Origin of the sequence: Lactobacillus hominis DSM 23910 = CRBIP 24.179 (genome assembly GCF_000296835.1) — a bacterium.
GTDB classification, from domain to species: domain Bacteria; phylum Bacillota; class Bacilli; order Lactobacillales; family Lactobacillaceae; genus Lactobacillus; species Lactobacillus hominis.
Window position 1 is genome coordinate 1 of the sequence record NZ_CAKE01000018.1, and the last position, 15,935, is coordinate 15,935.

The 15,935-nt window shown below is 33.9% G+C and carries 13 protein-coding genes, 1 tRNA gene and 1 other annotated feature; of the genes, 5 read left to right on the top strand and 9 right to left on the bottom strand.

The annotated features are described in order from the left end of the window. Positions 1–256: 256 nt before the first annotated feature. The 9 genes from BN55_RS06595 to BN55_RS06635 all read right to left on the bottom strand — a co-directional run bounded on the left by BN55_RS06595 (position 257) and on the right by BN55_RS06635 (position 11,202). The gene (locus tag BN55_RS06595; protein WP_008471222.1) at positions 257–958 is read right to left on the bottom strand and encodes a methionine ABC transporter permease; all 702 of its coding nucleotides are present in this window, start codon (positions 956–958) and stop codon (positions 257–259) included. After that, entirely contained in the window at positions 951–2,000 is a 1,050-nt protein-coding gene (locus tag BN55_RS06600; RefSeq protein WP_008471223.1) for a methionine ABC transporter ATP-binding protein, read from the bottom strand. The genes BN55_RS06595 and BN55_RS06600 overlap by 8 nt, the downstream gene beginning before the upstream one ends. A gap of 10 nt (positions 2,001–2,010) precedes the next feature. Next, positions 2,011–2,862 (bottom strand): MetQ/NlpA family ABC transporter substrate-binding protein, encoded by an 852-nt coding sequence (locus tag BN55_RS06605; RefSeq protein ID WP_008471225.1) that lies wholly within the window; start codon positions 2,860–2,862, stop codon positions 2,011–2,013. A 40-nt stretch (positions 2,863–2,902) separates the two neighbouring features. Beyond that, positions 2,903–3,149: a binding site (T-box leader), on the bottom strand. Positions 3,150–3,653: 504 nt separating this feature from the next. Then, on the bottom strand, positions 3,654–5,279 hold the full coding sequence (locus BN55_RS06610; RefSeq protein WP_008471227.1) for an ABC-F family ATP-binding cassette domain-containing protein: 1,626 nt from the start codon (positions 5,277–5,279) through the stop codon (positions 3,654–3,656). A 138-nt stretch (positions 5,280–5,417) separates the two neighbouring features. Continuing rightward, entirely contained in the window at positions 5,418–6,704 is a 1,287-nt protein-coding gene (gene eno, locus BN55_RS06615) for a phosphopyruvate hydratase (RefSeq protein WP_008471229.1), read from the bottom strand. A 186-nt stretch (positions 6,705–6,890) separates the two neighbouring features. Then, complete coding sequence (locus BN55_RS06620) at positions 6,891–7,463, bottom strand: phosphatase PAP2 family protein (RefSeq protein ID WP_008471230.1); 573 nt, start codon at positions 7,461–7,463, stop codon at positions 6,891–6,893. Between the two features lie 90 nt (positions 7,464–7,553). Continuing rightward, positions 7,554–8,546 carry a LacI family DNA-binding transcriptional regulator gene (locus BN55_RS06625; protein ID WP_008471231.1) on the bottom strand — a complete coding sequence of 331 codons (993 nt, stop codon included), beginning with the start codon at positions 8,544–8,546 and terminating at the stop codon, positions 7,554–7,556. Positions 8,547–8,555: 9 nt separating this feature from the next. Then, entirely contained in the window at positions 8,556–10,013 is a 1,458-nt protein-coding gene (locus tag BN55_RS06630) for a UDP-glucose--hexose-1-phosphate uridylyltransferase (RefSeq protein WP_008471232.1), read from the bottom strand. 19 nt (positions 10,014–10,032) lie between these two features. Further along, positions 10,033–11,202 carry a galactokinase gene (locus BN55_RS06635; RefSeq protein WP_008471233.1) on the bottom strand — a complete coding sequence of 390 codons (1,170 nt, stop codon included), beginning with the start codon at positions 11,200–11,202 and terminating at the stop codon, positions 10,033–10,035. A gap of 590 nt (positions 11,203–11,792) precedes the next feature. Here BN55_RS06635 and BN55_RS06640 point away from each other — a divergent pair. From BN55_RS06640 to BN55_RS06660, 5 genes are all read left to right on the top strand, one after another. Next, a complete protein-coding gene (locus BN55_RS06640; RefSeq protein WP_008471235.1) occupies positions 11,793–12,647 on the top strand; it encodes a LysR family transcriptional regulator in 855 nt (284 codons plus the stop codon). Between the two features lie 57 nt (positions 12,648–12,704). Beyond that, positions 12,705–12,792: transfer RNA gene (locus BN55_RS06645), tRNA-Ser, on the top strand. A gap of 200 nt (positions 12,793–12,992) precedes the next feature. Beyond that, entirely contained in the window at positions 12,993–13,244 is a 252-nt protein-coding gene (locus BN55_RS06650) for a type II toxin-antitoxin system Phd/YefM family antitoxin (protein WP_008471236.1), read from the top strand. Next, positions 13,244–13,504, top strand: coding sequence for a Txe/YoeB family addiction module toxin (locus tag BN55_RS06655; RefSeq protein WP_008471237.1), 261 nt, complete (start codon positions 13,244–13,246; stop codon positions 13,502–13,504). Before BN55_RS06650 ends, BN55_RS06655 begins: the two co-directional genes overlap by 1 nt. 152 nt (positions 13,505–13,656) lie before the next feature. Further along, on the top strand, positions 13,657–15,927 hold the full coding sequence (locus tag BN55_RS06660; protein WP_008471239.1) for an HAD-IC family P-type ATPase: 2,271 nt from the start codon (positions 13,657–13,659) through the stop codon (positions 15,925–15,927). Positions 15,928–15,935: the final 8 nt, after the last annotated feature.

Sequence of the window (15,935 nt, forward strand, 5' to 3'; positions counted from 1 at the left end):
TACGTTGCCAATAGAAGAGTCTTCAACGTTAACGCAAACATTAGATAGTTTAAATTCAAGTAATAATTTAACACATGTCTTTATCGATTAAGGATAATTAAGCACACTTAATAAGCACAAAATAAGCACAGGATTTGGATGATCCTAAAAGAAAAATATTGAGAAAATTGTTGAGAAGATGTCACGACCTGACATCTTCATTTTTTTGCGCAAAAAAGCTGCAGACCATAATCTGCAGCTTTTAATTTAAAATATATTATCGACTTTGATGATTTAATTTCTTGGCAACATAATCTCCTACTACTTGAACGATTAAGACTAAGAGTAAAACCAAAATCGTTGCTACTAAAGTAACATCATTATTAAAACGATTATACCCGTAAGAAATTGCTGTGTTACCTAAGCCACCAGCACCAACAGCACCAGCCATTGCAGTTAAACCGATTAAACTAATTAAAGTTACTGTTGAAACTCTAGCTAATTCTGAGCGACTTTCCTTTAAATAAACATCAAAAATTAAATCATTTGTTGAAGCACCTAATGCTTGAGCAGCTTCAACTTTACCGGGATCAACGCTTTCTAGTGCTACTTGAACCTGACGAGCAAAAAATGGAAATACGCCTAAAGTCAGTGGCACTAAAGCAGCCTTCATGCCAATTTGCGTACCGACAATTTTTTGAGTTAATGGAGCTACAAAAGCTAACAAAATAATAAATGGAACAGCTCTAAATAAGGAAACAAGCTTATCAACAATGTTATAAACTAACTTATTAGCCAAAATTCCGTTAGGTTTAGTCAAAATTAACAATAATCCAAAAACAAGACCAAGAATGCCACCGAAAATAGCTGACCAAAATGTCATAAATAAAGTTTGAAAGATTGCAGTTCCCCATCCTGCATCTCCGCCCCAGCCCAGGGCTACTACATTAGGAAAATATTTAACAAAAAAATTAGTCATCAGTCAAAACCCCTTTATCTAGCTTAGTTACAACAACATTCTTTTCTTCTAAGAACTTGATAGCTTGTTTTTGTTTTTCAGAATCTAGCTTAAGCAAAATTGCCAAAGTACCAATTGCTTCCCCACTCAGTACTTCTACGTTTCCGTAAAGAATACTTGCTTTAGTATTCAAGGCTACGTCCAAATCAGCAACTACTGACTTAGTAACATCATTAATCTTATAAACTAATTGGTAAAGCTGATCTTGTGCACTAACTGATTCTAAATGATAAGTATTCAAAATATGTTGTGCTTCTAGTGCTCCACCAACGAATTGCTTAGTTAGTTCTTTTTGAGGGTGAAGATAAATTTCACGTAAATTACCTTTTTCGATAATTTGCCCGTTTTCCATAACAGCAATTTTGTTAGCTACCCGTTTAACGGCATCCATTTCGTGAGTAATCAAAACTACAGTTAATTGCAATTTCTTATTTAAATCATATAAAAGGTCAAGAATCTGATTAGTAGTCTTGGGATCCAGAGCACTTGTAGCTTCATCAGAAATCAAAATATCAGGTTCATTAGCTAATGCACGAGCAATTGCCACACGTTGCTGCTGACCACCAGAAAGCTGGGCTGGATAATGATCAGCATAATCTTTCAGACCAACCAAGTCTAATAAATGAAGACAGCGTTTTTCTAATTCTTCATCATTTAATCCAGCGTGTTTTAAGGCAAAAGCCACATTCTCTAAAACTGTTTCTTCATTTAAAAGATTGAAATGTTGGAAAATCATTCCGATTTTACGTCTTTTTTCTTGTAATTGCTTTTTAGAAATTTGTAATTTTTGGTTTTTGAATAAAGTAGTGCCATTTACGCTGACTGAGCCATTAGACGGCTCTTGTAATAAATTGATAGTTCTTACCAAAGTGGATTTTCCAGCCCCCGAAAAGCCGATAACACCATAAATATCGCCTTTTTCAACTTGCAGAGTCACATCTTTAACGGCTTTAACATTTCCAAAAGTTACATCAATATTTTGTAAATCAATTTGTGCTGTCATTTTAGCCCTCCTACTTCAATTTCAATCCCCAAGCTACCACTTCAGTATTACCATATAGTTTGTGAGCCAAACTTGCGGTTTTCTTAGTTTGGTAAGCTTTAATTACTTCTCTATATAATTTCTTGTCTTTGTCGCTCTTTCTTGCAACGATAATATTGATCCATTGTTTAGAATCTTTATTCAAAGGTTCAATATAAATAGTTTGCTTATCGCCTAATTTAGCAGGAACTGCGTAAGTGTTATTTACAACACTAGCATCTACATCATCAATAACTCTGGCAGTTTGTTCTGCTGAAACTTCCTTAATCTTCAAATTATGAGGATTTGAGGTAATATTTGCAATTGTAGCTAAGGTAACGCCTTTTTTAAGTTTGATTAAACCAGCATTCTTTAAAACATACAATGCACGTGATTCATTTGATGCATCGTTTGGAACAGCGATTGTAGCTCCATCTGGTAAATCTTTTAAACTCTTGTATTTCTTAGAGTAAAGTCTAATTGGAGCAATATAAGTATTTCCAATTGGGGTTAAAGTACCATGATTTGCCTTATTCCATTCATTTAAGAATGCGTAGTGCTGGAATGAATTCAAATCAATATCACCGTTAGCTAAAGCTTTATTTGGTTGAGTATAATCAGTAAAGTTCTTTAACTTGATAGTAATGCCATATTTAGCCTTAGCATCTTTTTGAACGCTTTGCCAAATTTTTTCATCTTCTTTTGAAAGACCAACTACCCCAATTGTCACTGTTTTATTAGTTTGAGATTTTGGTGTAGGACCAAAACTAAACCAACCTGCAATCAGTATTAATACTCCAATTACTGACCAAATTATTCTATTTCTCACTTTCTTGCGATGCATAAGCTTTCCTCCTTATAAATAAAAAAGCACCCATCCTAATAAAAAGGACGAGTGCTTCGTGTTACCACCTTTGATTCACTACTTGCTTACGCAAATAGCCTCACTAAGTAGCTCCTACTGGAATTACTTTGCCTTGTTAACGAGAGCAACCCCGTCGATAGTTAATTATTCGCTATCGCCATTAGCAATTCAGCCCATATTCAGAACCACTTCCTGCCTATTCACACCAGCCATAGGCTCTCTGAAAGTAAAGTTAAATTCTTACTCTGCTGAAGAAATGTTTTAATTGTTAAAAATATAATATCTTTTTCATTTTTATTCGTCAAGAACTTTTTTTAATTTCTCACAAAAAAATTGGAAAAAGAAAAGATCAACTCCTTTGAGCTGATCTTTTTAAGTTTTATTCATATAGTGCTCTATATGATTTATTTACAAATAAAAGTGCTTATCGATAATTAAGCGTTGCTTCGGATTTGGATAATCCGAATAAAATGTTGAGAAAAACATGTTGTTGAGAAGATGTCTTAAGGGCTTTTCCCTTTCGACATTTATAGTATAGCACATTTGTAGTTATTTTAAAGTTTCTTTTGTAAATTTTTTGAATAATTTTTATGTTTTTAAATAACACTCATGCTTATTTTCTAAGCCATGTCTTATATTTTTATTTATTCTTTTTAAATAACACCTAGTCAATTAATAATTGACAATATGCCACCTTTGGTTCTTCTGACTTGATTGTTATTTTATTATTTAAAAAAGATCTAACTCACACAGGGTTAGACCTAAAATGCTTATTGATATATTTGCGCAACCTTTTCTTGAATTTCAGGACGATCTAAAAATTCATCGTAAGTAGTTTCAGGACGACTAACAATTCCTGTATCACCAATTTCAATAATATGATCAGCAATTGTTTGAATAAATTCATGATCATGAGAACTAAATAAGATTGAACCCGGATAATCTTTCAAAGCATCATTCAAAGAAGTAATTGATTCTAAATCTAAGTGGTTAGTTGGATCGTCCAAAATCAAAACATTCGCAGGTTCTAGCATCATTCTTGATAATTGACAACGAACCTTTTCCCCACCAGATAAAACTTTAATTTTCTTTTCGATCTCATCGCCACTAAAGAGCATTCTTCCCAAAAATCCACGCAAGAATGTATTATCATCTTGCTCTTTGGAAGCGTATTGACGTAACCAATCTAAAATCGTCAATTCATCATTATTAAAGTTAGCATTCAAATCACGTGACATATAGTTAAATGACGTAGTTTGACCCCAGGTAACACTACCAGAATCGGGCTTAATTTTACCTGCAATAATATTGAGCAGCGCCGTAACTTTTCTAGTATCACGAGAAAGAAATCCCACTTTATCTCCAGGACGAACAATGAAAGAAACATTGTCCAAGATTTTTTCTCCATCAGCACTATAAGAAACATCCTCTACTTTAAGCAAGTCATTACCTAATTCACGATTCATATCGAATTTTACGTAAGGATATTTTCTTAAAGAAGGCTTGATATCGTCTAAGGTAATTTTCTCTAATTGCTTTTTACGCGATGTAGCTTGCTTAGACTTAGATGCATTTGCAGAAAAGCGAGCGATAAAGTTCTGTAATTCCTTGATTTTCTCTTCTTTTTTAGCATTTTGGTTAGCTGCCAATTCACTGGCTAGCTTACTTGATTCGTACCAAAAATCGTAATTTCCAACATAGAGTTGAATTTGTCCCTTATCGACATCACACATTTGAGTACATACTTGATTTAAAAAGTGACGGTCATGAGAAACAACAATTACAATATTTGGATAATCAGCTAAAAAGTTCTCCAGCCATTCAATTGTATGAACATCTAACCCGTTAGTCGGCTCGTCCAAAAGTAAGATATCAGGATTTCCAAATAAAGCTTGAGCAAGTAAAACCTTAACTTTTTCTGATTCTGCTAATTCGCTCATCTTCAAATTATGCTTATCTTCACTAATACCCACAGATTGAAGCAATTTTGCCGCGTCTGCTTCAGCATTCCAGCCATCAAGTTCAGCAAATTTAGTTTCTAATTCTGCAGCCTTCACGCCATCTTCATCGCCAAAATCAGGTTTAGCATATAAGGCATCTTTTTCTTGCATAACTTGATAGAGTTCTTTATGACCTTGAATCACTGTACCCATCACAGTAAAATCTTCAAAAGCAAAGTGGTCCTGATTTAAGCTGGACATTCTTTCATTGGCATCAATTGAAATATTACCAGTAGTTGGTTCCATCTTGCCTTCTAGCAATTTAAGAAAAGTAGACTTCCCCGCACCATTGGCACCAATAATTCCATAACAATTGCCAGGGGTAAATTTTAAGTTAACATCTTCGTATAATGTTCGGCCTGATAAATTTAAACTCAAGTCGGATACTGTAATCAATATTTTTACCTCACTTTTCTGATTTATTCTTAGGCTGTAGTATATCAAATTTAATGCTTTTTAGCTAGATCTGTATTTTTGGGCAAAAAAAGAACTGACAATAGTCAGTTCTTTTTACTCATTCAAATTCTAAGTGAATTAGTCTAAGTCAACGTTGTCTGGGAAGAATGCAAGACGTTCGCCTTCGCCAAGTTCTTCTTCGATTTCAAGCAAACGGTTGTACTTTTCAACACGTTCTGAACGAGCTGGAGCACCAGTCTTCAATTGACCACCGTTTACGGCAACGGCTAAGTCAGCGATGAAGGTATCACCAGTTTCACCTGAACGGTGAGAAATCATAGTGTTGTAACCGTTCTTACGTGAAAGACGGATAGTTTCAAGAGTTTCAGTAACAGTACCGATTTGGTTCAACTTGATTAATGAAGCGTTACCAGCACCTTCGTGAATAGCCTTGTTCAAAAGCTTAGGATTAGTACAAATGAAGTCATCAAGAACGATTTGGATACGATCTTTGTGGCTTTCAGTAAACTTAACCATACCTTCAACGTCGTTTTCGTCGTAAGGATCTTCCATAGAAATTAATTCTGGGAATTCATCAAGTAACTTGTCGTAGTATTGAGCTAATTCTTCATCAGTTAATACTTTACCTTCCAAGTGGTACTTGCCGTCTTCTTTGTTGTAGAAGTATGAAGCAGCACAGTCACAAGCAATAGCAATGTCTTTGCCCGGTTCATAACCAGCTTTAACGATTGATTCGTGTAAAGCCTTCAAAGCTTCTTCTGAGTTCTTCATGTTAGGTGCGAAACCACCTTCGTCACCTAAACCAGTTTCGTAACCCATATCTTCAAGAACTTTCTTCAAGGTGTGGTATACGTTAACGATCTTTTCAAATCCATCACGGAATGAAGTCTTAGCAACTGGAGTAATCATGAATTCTTGAATGTCGATACCGTTGTCTGCGTGTTCACCACCGTTAATAACGTTGTGGAAAGTTTGAGGCATTTCAAGATCAGTACCACCAAGGTAACGGTATAAAGGTTGGTGAGTATCCTTAGCAGCTGCAACTGCAGTAGCCATAGATACACCCAAGATAGCGTTAGCACCAAGACGACCCTTGTTTGGAGTACCGTCTAAAGCAATCATAACAGCATCAATGTTTGGTTGGTCATGTGGATCCAAGCCCTTTAAAGCATCGTTAATTTCAGTGTTAACGTTGTTAACAGCTTTCATAACGCCTTTACCACCAAGACGTGAACCACCATCACGTAATTCAACAGCTTCGTTTTCACCAGTTGAAGCACCTGAAGGAACTTCAGCCTTACCAACGATACCGTTTGAAAGAGTAACGTGAACTTCTACAGTTGGGTTACCACGTGAATCAAAAATTTCTAATGCATGTACATTTTCAATAACTGTTTTGAGCATTATTAAAATAAATCCTCCTTAGAATTTGTGGCGAAAAATACAATCTATCCAAACTTGGCTTAGCTAGTCTCTTCCGTCGCTTTTGGGCAGATGCCCGTTTGACTACAAATTTATTTTAAAGCAACTTTGTGAGCATGTAAACTAAAGAAAGCGTTTTTATAATATGGAAATAAAAAAAGTTTGATTTTAAATCAAACTTTGAGCAATTGAAAAACATAGTATTGCTAGACTTGTAGCACCTAATATATCAGATGGATAGTGTGCTCTCATGTTTAAACGAGAAATGACAACTAAAAGCCAGCTAACAACTAAGAAAATAAATAATCCAACTCCAAATTGGTTGCCAAAAATCTTCCAAATCATTAAACACATGATTGTTGCACTGAGCACATGACCACTTGGAAATGAATAGCCGTCCCTAGTCGCAAATCTGGTAATGGGACGCTGTCTTTTAATTGAATGCTTTAAAAATATGCCAATTAAATCAGTGAAAAATAGTGTCGCTAAAACCCAAATACTAAACCAAGGATGCCCTTCAAATGATAAAACTGAAGCCAAAGCAAAATCCCAAATAACAATTAGCTTAGGTTCATTTAAAAATGTAATTATTTTCCAAGCGATTGATTGCTTATCTTTAACTAATTTATGGTGCAAAATGCGATCATAGCAGTTAAATCGGCGTGATTTTCGAATATTAAAAATAAGAGTAATTAAAACTAAGGCCGAAATAAAAAGACCCATTAATGATTCAATTTTCACTCGTTTTTCCTCAACATAAAAAACTTTTCAAATTCAATTTTAACAGGTCTTTTTAATTTTTGGTATCAAACTTCAAAACTTTTAAATTCTTTAATTTTTCGTTGTTTCACGTTTATTTAGCCAGGTTCTAACAACAATCTTGCTTGGCTTTTTATGCGGATTAGCTAATCTTTCTTGCAAAATATCCAGTGCATTTTGCGCCATTTCATCACGCGGAACATGAATCGAAGAAATAGCTGGAAATACATATTTCACGCTAGCTGTATCGTTAAAAGAAATCAAAGAAACTCGCTTAGGTAAATTAATATCTGCTTCTCTTAGTGCTTTTAAGGCGCCTAAAGCCATAGGATCATTGGCCACAAATAAAGCATGCGGAAATTTATCTTTCAAAACCTCAAGCTCTTTTTTAATGGTATCATAGCCCGATTTCCAGCTATAATCTCCTTGAAAAACAAAGTCAGGATTATACTGGCCTTTCTCACGTAAATAGCCTTCAAAATAAAGTCTTCTTAAGTCAGAAACTTCTTTATTATCAGTAGTTTTTTCGCATCCAGCTAAAAAACCGATATCCTTAATTCCCTCGCTATCAAATTCATTAATGACTAATTTAATCGCATTATCAAAATCAGGCACTACACAATCATTGCCTAAATTTAAGCTATCAAAATCTACAAAAATAACATTTTGACTAAGCTTATTCATTTTTTGAGCTTGCTGAGTGCTAAATTTGCCGATAGCAATAATTGCTGTAATGTCTTCGGGAACTTGATCAATATGATTTTGATAGATAGAAATTGTCTCAAAACCTCGACTCTGTCCAAGTTTTTCAATACGTAAGCGAATTGACATATAGTACAAGTCATCCAATTCTTGACTTGGTGAATACCACTGAATTATTGCTATTTTAGGCGTTTTATTTGTACTGAATAAATGCTTTTTATAATTTAAATCTCTTGCGATTTGCTCCACTCTTAAACGAGTTTGTTCATTAACGGACAAAGTTAAATCCTTATTCAAGATTCTAGACACCGTCGCGATAGATACGCCTGCTTTTTTAGCAATATCTTTTAACGTTACTCCCATAAAAATTACCTAATTTTTCTTAACATAGTCGATAAACCTCTTCCAGCCTTCTTGTCCTTGAGAGTCATTTTTAAAGACGCCAGCATTTTCGAGAACTTTTGCAAAAACATTTGCTAAACCAGTTTGAATTATCTCGTCTACATTTTCTGGAGTAACATCTTGTTTTTTTAATTCTTCAGCCCAAGGCAAGTGGTCTTTTTTTATTTCATTAGGTTTATCAAGTAAATATTTCTTAACTTCCTGCATTTCATCTTTTAGACGTCCTGGCAAAATTGCGCGCCCCATTACTTCGATTAAACCGATATTTTCTTTTTTTATGTGCCAATATTGTTGGTGTGGGTGGAAAATACCCAATGGATAATCGCGGCTTGTGTTATTATCGCGCAATACCAAATCACAGATGTATTTGCCATCTTCAACATGCATAATTGGCGTAACTGTATGATGCAAAGTGTCATCTTTTTCAGCAATGATATTTAAACTTTTATCACTATAATTTTGCCATTTATTAATAATTAAAGTCCCTAATTCAATGATCTGAGCGGAATTTGAACTGATTAATCTCAAATCGCTCATTGGCCAGTTAACAATACCTGCTTGAACATCTGGATATTGATCAAATTTAATTTCTTTTTTGATAACAGCCTTCATCATTGGAAAAATATGCTTGCCGCCTTGATAATGCTCATGTGCTAGCATAGAGCCACCGACAATTGGTAAATCTGCATTTGAGCCAACAAAATAATGTGGAAATTGCTTTTCAATTTCAATTAAATTAATTAAAGTTTGTTGGTTAATCTTCATTGGTTCATGGATGCTGTCTAAGAAAATACAGTGTTCATCAAAATAAGCATATGGTGAGTACTGAAAGCCCCACTTTTGTCCACCAATCATCATTCTAATAATACGGTGATTGCTTCTAGCAGCTTGTCCTAATCGACCTTTGAAGCCTTCATTTTGCATACACAAAGCACATTGCGGATACTTTTGAGTAGTATCATGTGCTGCTTGAGCAATTGCTTTGGGATCTTTTTCAGGCTTAGATAGATTAATAGTTATCTCTAAGTCGCCATATTCAGTCTTTTTTTCAAAAACGACGTTTTTATTAATTGCTTCTAATTTGACGTAGTCATTTCTTTCGCATAAACCATAAAACCAATTTGTAGCAAGCTGAGGCGATTGCTGATATTTTTCCCAGAAAGTTCGGTTTACTACTGATGGACGTGGTGTCATAAGATCATATAGTTGATCATTTAAGATTTCTTTATCAGTAATACTATCTTCAATTTCACCATTTTTAATTGCTAGTTTAACAAGTTGCTTAACTAAAGATTCATTTTCGTCAAAATTTTCTTGGTCTTTTGAACCAACGAGTGCTCTAATTTTATTGATTAAATAAATTCGATCTAAAGGTTCAAAACTACCACTTGCAATTACCTGATCTGCATATTTTTCAATTAAAGTCATTTTCTATTCTTTCCTAAAACTAAATTCTTTGTGGACCGTCAACAATTTCAGCATCATAAAAGCTGGCATCGTAGCCGATCTTTTCACGATAAATTTTACCAACGTTCTTCTTTAATTCTTCGGCCTTGTCTTTTCTAACAATCGCAATTGCGCTACCGGCAAAGCCACCACCAATCATTCTTGCTCCTAAAACGCCTTCTTGCCTCCAAGCATTTTCTGCTAAAGTGTCTAATTCTTTACCAGATACTTCATAGTCATAATGAAGTGAAATGTGAGAAGCATTGATTAAACGACCTAATTCTTCTAGATCTTTTTTCTGCATTGCATCAATTGCAGCTAATGTTCTTTGGTTTTCGCTAACTGCATGACGAGCGCGTTTAATTAAAGTCTTATCATTAATCAGGTAAGTATATTGATCAAAGGTTTTTTCATCTAATTCGCCTAACTTATTGATATCAAGTTTTTGATTAAGACGTTTTACTGCTTCTTCACACTCTGCAACTCTTTCATTATATTTTGAACTTGCTAAAGAGTGCTTTTTGTTAGTAGACATGATCACAATTTCATAATCCCCTAATTCGAGTGGTAAGTATTTATATTCTAAAGTGCTGCAGTCTAAGAAAATAGCATTGTCTTTTTTACCCATCCCTACAGCAAATTGATCCATGATTCCTGAATTTAAGCCAACATACTTGTTTTCAGTCTTTTGACCTAATTTAACTAAATCTAATTGGCCAACGTCTAAATTAAATTGGTCTTTTAAAATTGTACCCATAAGAAGTTCAATGGAAGCTGAAGAAGAAAGCCCTGCTCCATAAGGTAAATTACCATGAATTAATAAATTAAAACCATGATCAATCTTGTAACCAAGTTCTTTAAGATAAACGATCATCCCTTTGAAATAGTTGATCCAGCTTTTATCTTCATCTTTTTCTGGATCTTCATCATTCAAATCAAAGCTGACAATTGAACCATTATCCATATTCATTGAATATAATGAAACAGTTTGATCGTTTCTTGCACCGTAAGCGCCATATGTTCCTAAGCTAATTGCACATGGAAACACGTGACCGCCATTGTAATCAGTGTGTTCGCCGATCACGTTAATTCGTCCTGGAGAAAAGTAAACTGCATCTGCATTTGTTTTAAAAACATCTTTATATTCATTAAGTAATTGTTGTTTATCCATAATTTGCTCCTAATTTAAGTTTTCTATTTTTTTGGTAAAACTTTTACTAAATTCAATATAGCATTTTTACAGCAAATATTTAATAAGCGCTTACATATTTTTACTATTTTACTAATTTTTCCTACGAAAAAAGAACTGCTAATGTTGAGAGGCAGTTCTTTTAACGTGTATCTAGAAAAATGAGAATGAAGTATGTATGTGTTGGAATGATTTTTTTGATTAGGTTTATTCCCTCAACCTATGTCTTATATATTAGTTTGAAATTATGAATAAATTATGTTCAATTAATGCCTATTTTGTAAATAAAATGTATAGGATTTATGAATCCTTCTTCTTGGTTAAGCTTTGATTGTTTTGCACTACTTCTTGTTCAACATTTGCAGCTAATAATGCCGATAACTCAGTTAGAGTTAAAGGAAACTTTTTGCTAGTTTTCATTTTTTATCTTCCTTAAATTTGATGACCTTATTTTAGCTATGAATTTTTAAAATATATATGCGAACAATTTAAGAAATAGACAAAAAATGGTTTTAAATTTCTAACGAAAATCAACTATGATAAATATGTAGATTATAAAAGGTAGAAAGAAAATGAATCTTAAACAATTACAATATTTCATCACTGTTGCTCAAGAAAGACAAATTACATCAGCTGCCAAACGTTTATATATCGCACAGCCGCCTTTGTCTTATCAGCTAAAACAATTAGAAAAAGAATTAAATACTAAATTATTTAACCGTACAGCTTACGGTATTGAGTTAACACCCCAAGGTGAGATCTTTAAAAAATATGCCGAAAAAATGGTCAATTTGAGTAAAAACATGCAAGATGATCTGGAAGATAATCAAAGCGATAAGTCTGGTAACATCCGACTAGGCTTAATTTCATCTGCATGCGACCTAATTCCTAATGAAGCATTTGAAAAATTAACTCAATTTTATCCCAACGTAAAGTTTGAAATTTTTGAAGATAATACTTTAAATACAATCGATAAATTAAACAATGATTTAATTGACATTGCTATTGTACGTACACCTTTTAACAAACAAGGTTTAGATTATAAGCAGCTTTTAGCAGAAAAAATGGTGGCTGTTTTTGATAATGAGAACTATCCATTAAATAGAAAGAAGTTGAATTTGATAGATTTAGCTGACCAGCCGCTTATTTTATATCGCCGCTTTGAAGCAATTTTTAACGATAGTTTTGCGCATCAGGGAATTACGCCTTTTTATAGCGTTAAATGTGATGACGCTAGAACCGCTGTCTTGTGGGCAGATCGCAAAATGGGAATTGCTTTGGTGCCCCAATCTATTGCCCAGGCTTATAGTAAAAAGCAAATCGTTGAAATTGATCATTCAAGTTGGAATTCGCAAATCGAACTAGTCTGGAAAAAAGATATCAAAATAAAGCCAGTTGTTAAAAGATTAATTGAATCCATTAATTAGAATTGCTAATTTTGCTAGCATCTCTAGTAAGAAATTGTTATAATACAAGAGTTGACCGGAGAGTTGGCAGAGTGGTAATGCACCGGACTCGAAATCCGGCGAACCGGCTTATACCGGCGCGCAGGTTCAAATCCTGTACTCTCCTTATTTAAATGCTGATTATCGACTTAAATGCTGATATATCAGCATTTTTATTTTTGAAAATATGCTTTTGAGTACATAAAACAAAAAATTCACTCTTAAATTTTTACCTTAAGTGACTTTTCTAGATTTTTATACTTTTAATTAAATATAATCGTTGATATAATACTTGTACAAGATATTGACAATGAGGAGGACAACTATATGCAAGCCGAAGCGTATTCTAACGTTAGGAATAACCTTAAATCATTTATGAAACAAGTTAATGATAATTCTGAGGCAATAATTATTACTTCAAAAAATAGTGAAGATAACTCAGTTTTAATCAGCAAAAATGATTATGACAATCTTGTAGAAAATGCTTATATTAGAAGTTCTACTGCTAACATGGATCATATTTTAAAATCACTTAAGCAATTAAAAAATGGCAATGGCAAGGAACACAATTGGGAATAATGAAGGTAATTTGGTCAGATGAATCTTGGAACGATTTTGAATATTGGTTAGACAATAACAAATCAAATGTTAAAAAGATTCGAAAATTAATCAAAGATATAAAAAGGCATCCCTTTGATGGAATTGGTAAGCCAGAACCTTTACATGATAATTTATCTGGTTTATGGTCTCGAAGAATTACAAATGAGCAGAGACTTGTTTATTACGTCGAAGACAAAAGTTTAAATATTGTTTCTGCTAGATTCCATTATTCAAAATAAAACATCCGAGCGTTCGATTTATTCGAACGCTATTTTTATGGTTATCTTTCTCAATATCTAATTTTTATATATCACTAATTATAATTTTATATTTTCTTATATCACTAATTTGAGATAAACTTACTAAGGATCAATTAATTAGGAGGAAAATTATGACTGAAAAAGAGTTCACGGGGTTAACCTCTGCTCAAGCTCAGGAAAGATTGAAAAAAGATGGACTTAACGAAGTGCCAGAACCTAAGTTTAACTTTTTTAAAGAATTTCTTTCCAAACTTTTGAATTTATCAGCCTGGATTTTAGAGGCAGCTTTAATATTAGAATGTATTTTAGGTAAATGGATCCAATCTTCATTTATTTTATTGATGCTTTTGTTTGCTGCTTTAAACGGTGCTAATCAAAAGCGTCGCTCTAGAAAAGTTCTTAATTCTATTTCTAAGGAATTAACTCCAACCGTTTCTGTAATGCGTGACGGTAAATGGCAATATATTAACTCTAAAGAATTAGTAGTTGGCGATTTAGTAAGTTTAAAAGCCGGTGACATTTTAGCAGCTGATATGAAATTAGTATCAGGCAATGTTTCTGTAGATGAAAGTTCAATTACCGGTGAATCTAAACCAATCAATAAAAACGACGGTAACGAACTTTTCGCCGGAACGACTGTTGTTTCAGGATCGGGCTTAGCTTACATCACGGCTACCGGTGCAAATTCTAGAGCTGGTAAGACCATTAACTTGATTAACAACTCAGCTTCACCAGGCCATTTGCAACAATTATTAACCAAGATTATCTTTGCTTTATGTTCAATTGCCTTGGCATTAACTGTAGTTGTCTTAATTGTGGCAATTATTAGAAAAGATAACATCTTAGATCTTTTGCCATTTTTAGCAATGATGTTTATCGCTTCAATTCCTGTGGCAATGCCTTCAACTTTTGCTGTTTCTAACTCCGTTGAAGCCAAGAAATTGAGTAAAGACGGCATTTTAACTTCTGATCTAACAGGTATTCAAGATGCTGCAAACCTCAACTTGCTTTTGTTAGATAAAACCGGAACAATTACTGAAAATAAGACGACAGTTTCATCTTGGACTAGCTTTTCTTCATTAAGTAACAACGAAGTCTTAAAATTAGCTGGCGAAGCTACTGACAAACGCAATCCCAGTATTATTGATACCGCAATTAGCGATTATCTTAAATCAAAAAATATTACTTATAGTCAGCCCAACAATTTCGTTCCATTTACTTCAGATACAGGTTATTCCATGGCTGAAGTTGATGACTACAACGTCAAATTGGGTTCATTTAAACAGTTATCAAAAATTGATCCTAACGCACAAAATGAAATTTCTAGAATTGACTTTACTGCCGGTAGGTCAGTCGCTGTATTGATCAATGATAAGCTAGCCGGCGTCTTTATCTTAAAAGATAAGATTCGTCCAGATTCTAAGAAAGCTTTAGCTGAATTAAAAGCACGTGGCATTAAGCCGATTATGCTTACCGGCGATAACCAAAAAACTGCTGCAGCCGTTGCTAAAGAAGTTGGTTTAACGGGAAAAGTTATTTCAATTCACGATTTTAATGAAAAAACTAATGTTAACGACTTAGCCGGGATTGCCGATGTCTTGCCTGAAGATAAGTTAAATATGGTTAAGCTTTTCCAAAAAGAAGGCTATATTGTAGGTATGACTGGTGACGGAGTTAACGACGCCCCTGCTCTTAAACAAGCTGAAGTCGGAATCGCTGTTTCAAACGCAGCTGACGTTGCCAAAAGATCATCTAAGATGGTTTTACTTAAAGATGGTTTAACTCCTATCTTAGAAATACTAGATGCTGGTCACCGCGTTTACCAACGTATGACCACCTGGGCTTTAACTAAGATTGCCAAGACATCTGAATTAACCGTCATCTTGACTATCGGTTATATTTTATTTAAATACTTACCTATTTCATTCAACGCAATGGTTTTATACTCTATCTTAAACTCCTTAGTCGTAATTACTATTGCTACAGATAATGTTAAAGTTTCTTACAAGCCAGAAAACTGGAACATCTGGAAATTAACTAGAACATCCCTAATTATCTGCGTTGGCTGGGTAGTATTTGGAACTGTATTCTTAATTTGGCTATCGCAACATGGTTATAGCGCTGGGCAAATTTCAACAATGTCATATCTTTACTTAGTATTTACGGCATTGATTACAGTACCGATTACTAGAACTACTAAATTCTTCTGGCAATCAAAACCTTCAAATTGGATTATCTATGTGGAACTTGGGGATGCAATTCTTAGTGCAGCTTTAGCAATCCTAGGTTGGGCAATGGCTCCAATTAGTTGGGCTGACTTAGGCTTAACAATTTTGATTGCTTTAGTTGCCGCAATTATTGTTGATATTCCATATCATTTTTACATTAAAAAAGTTAACTAATTTAAAAT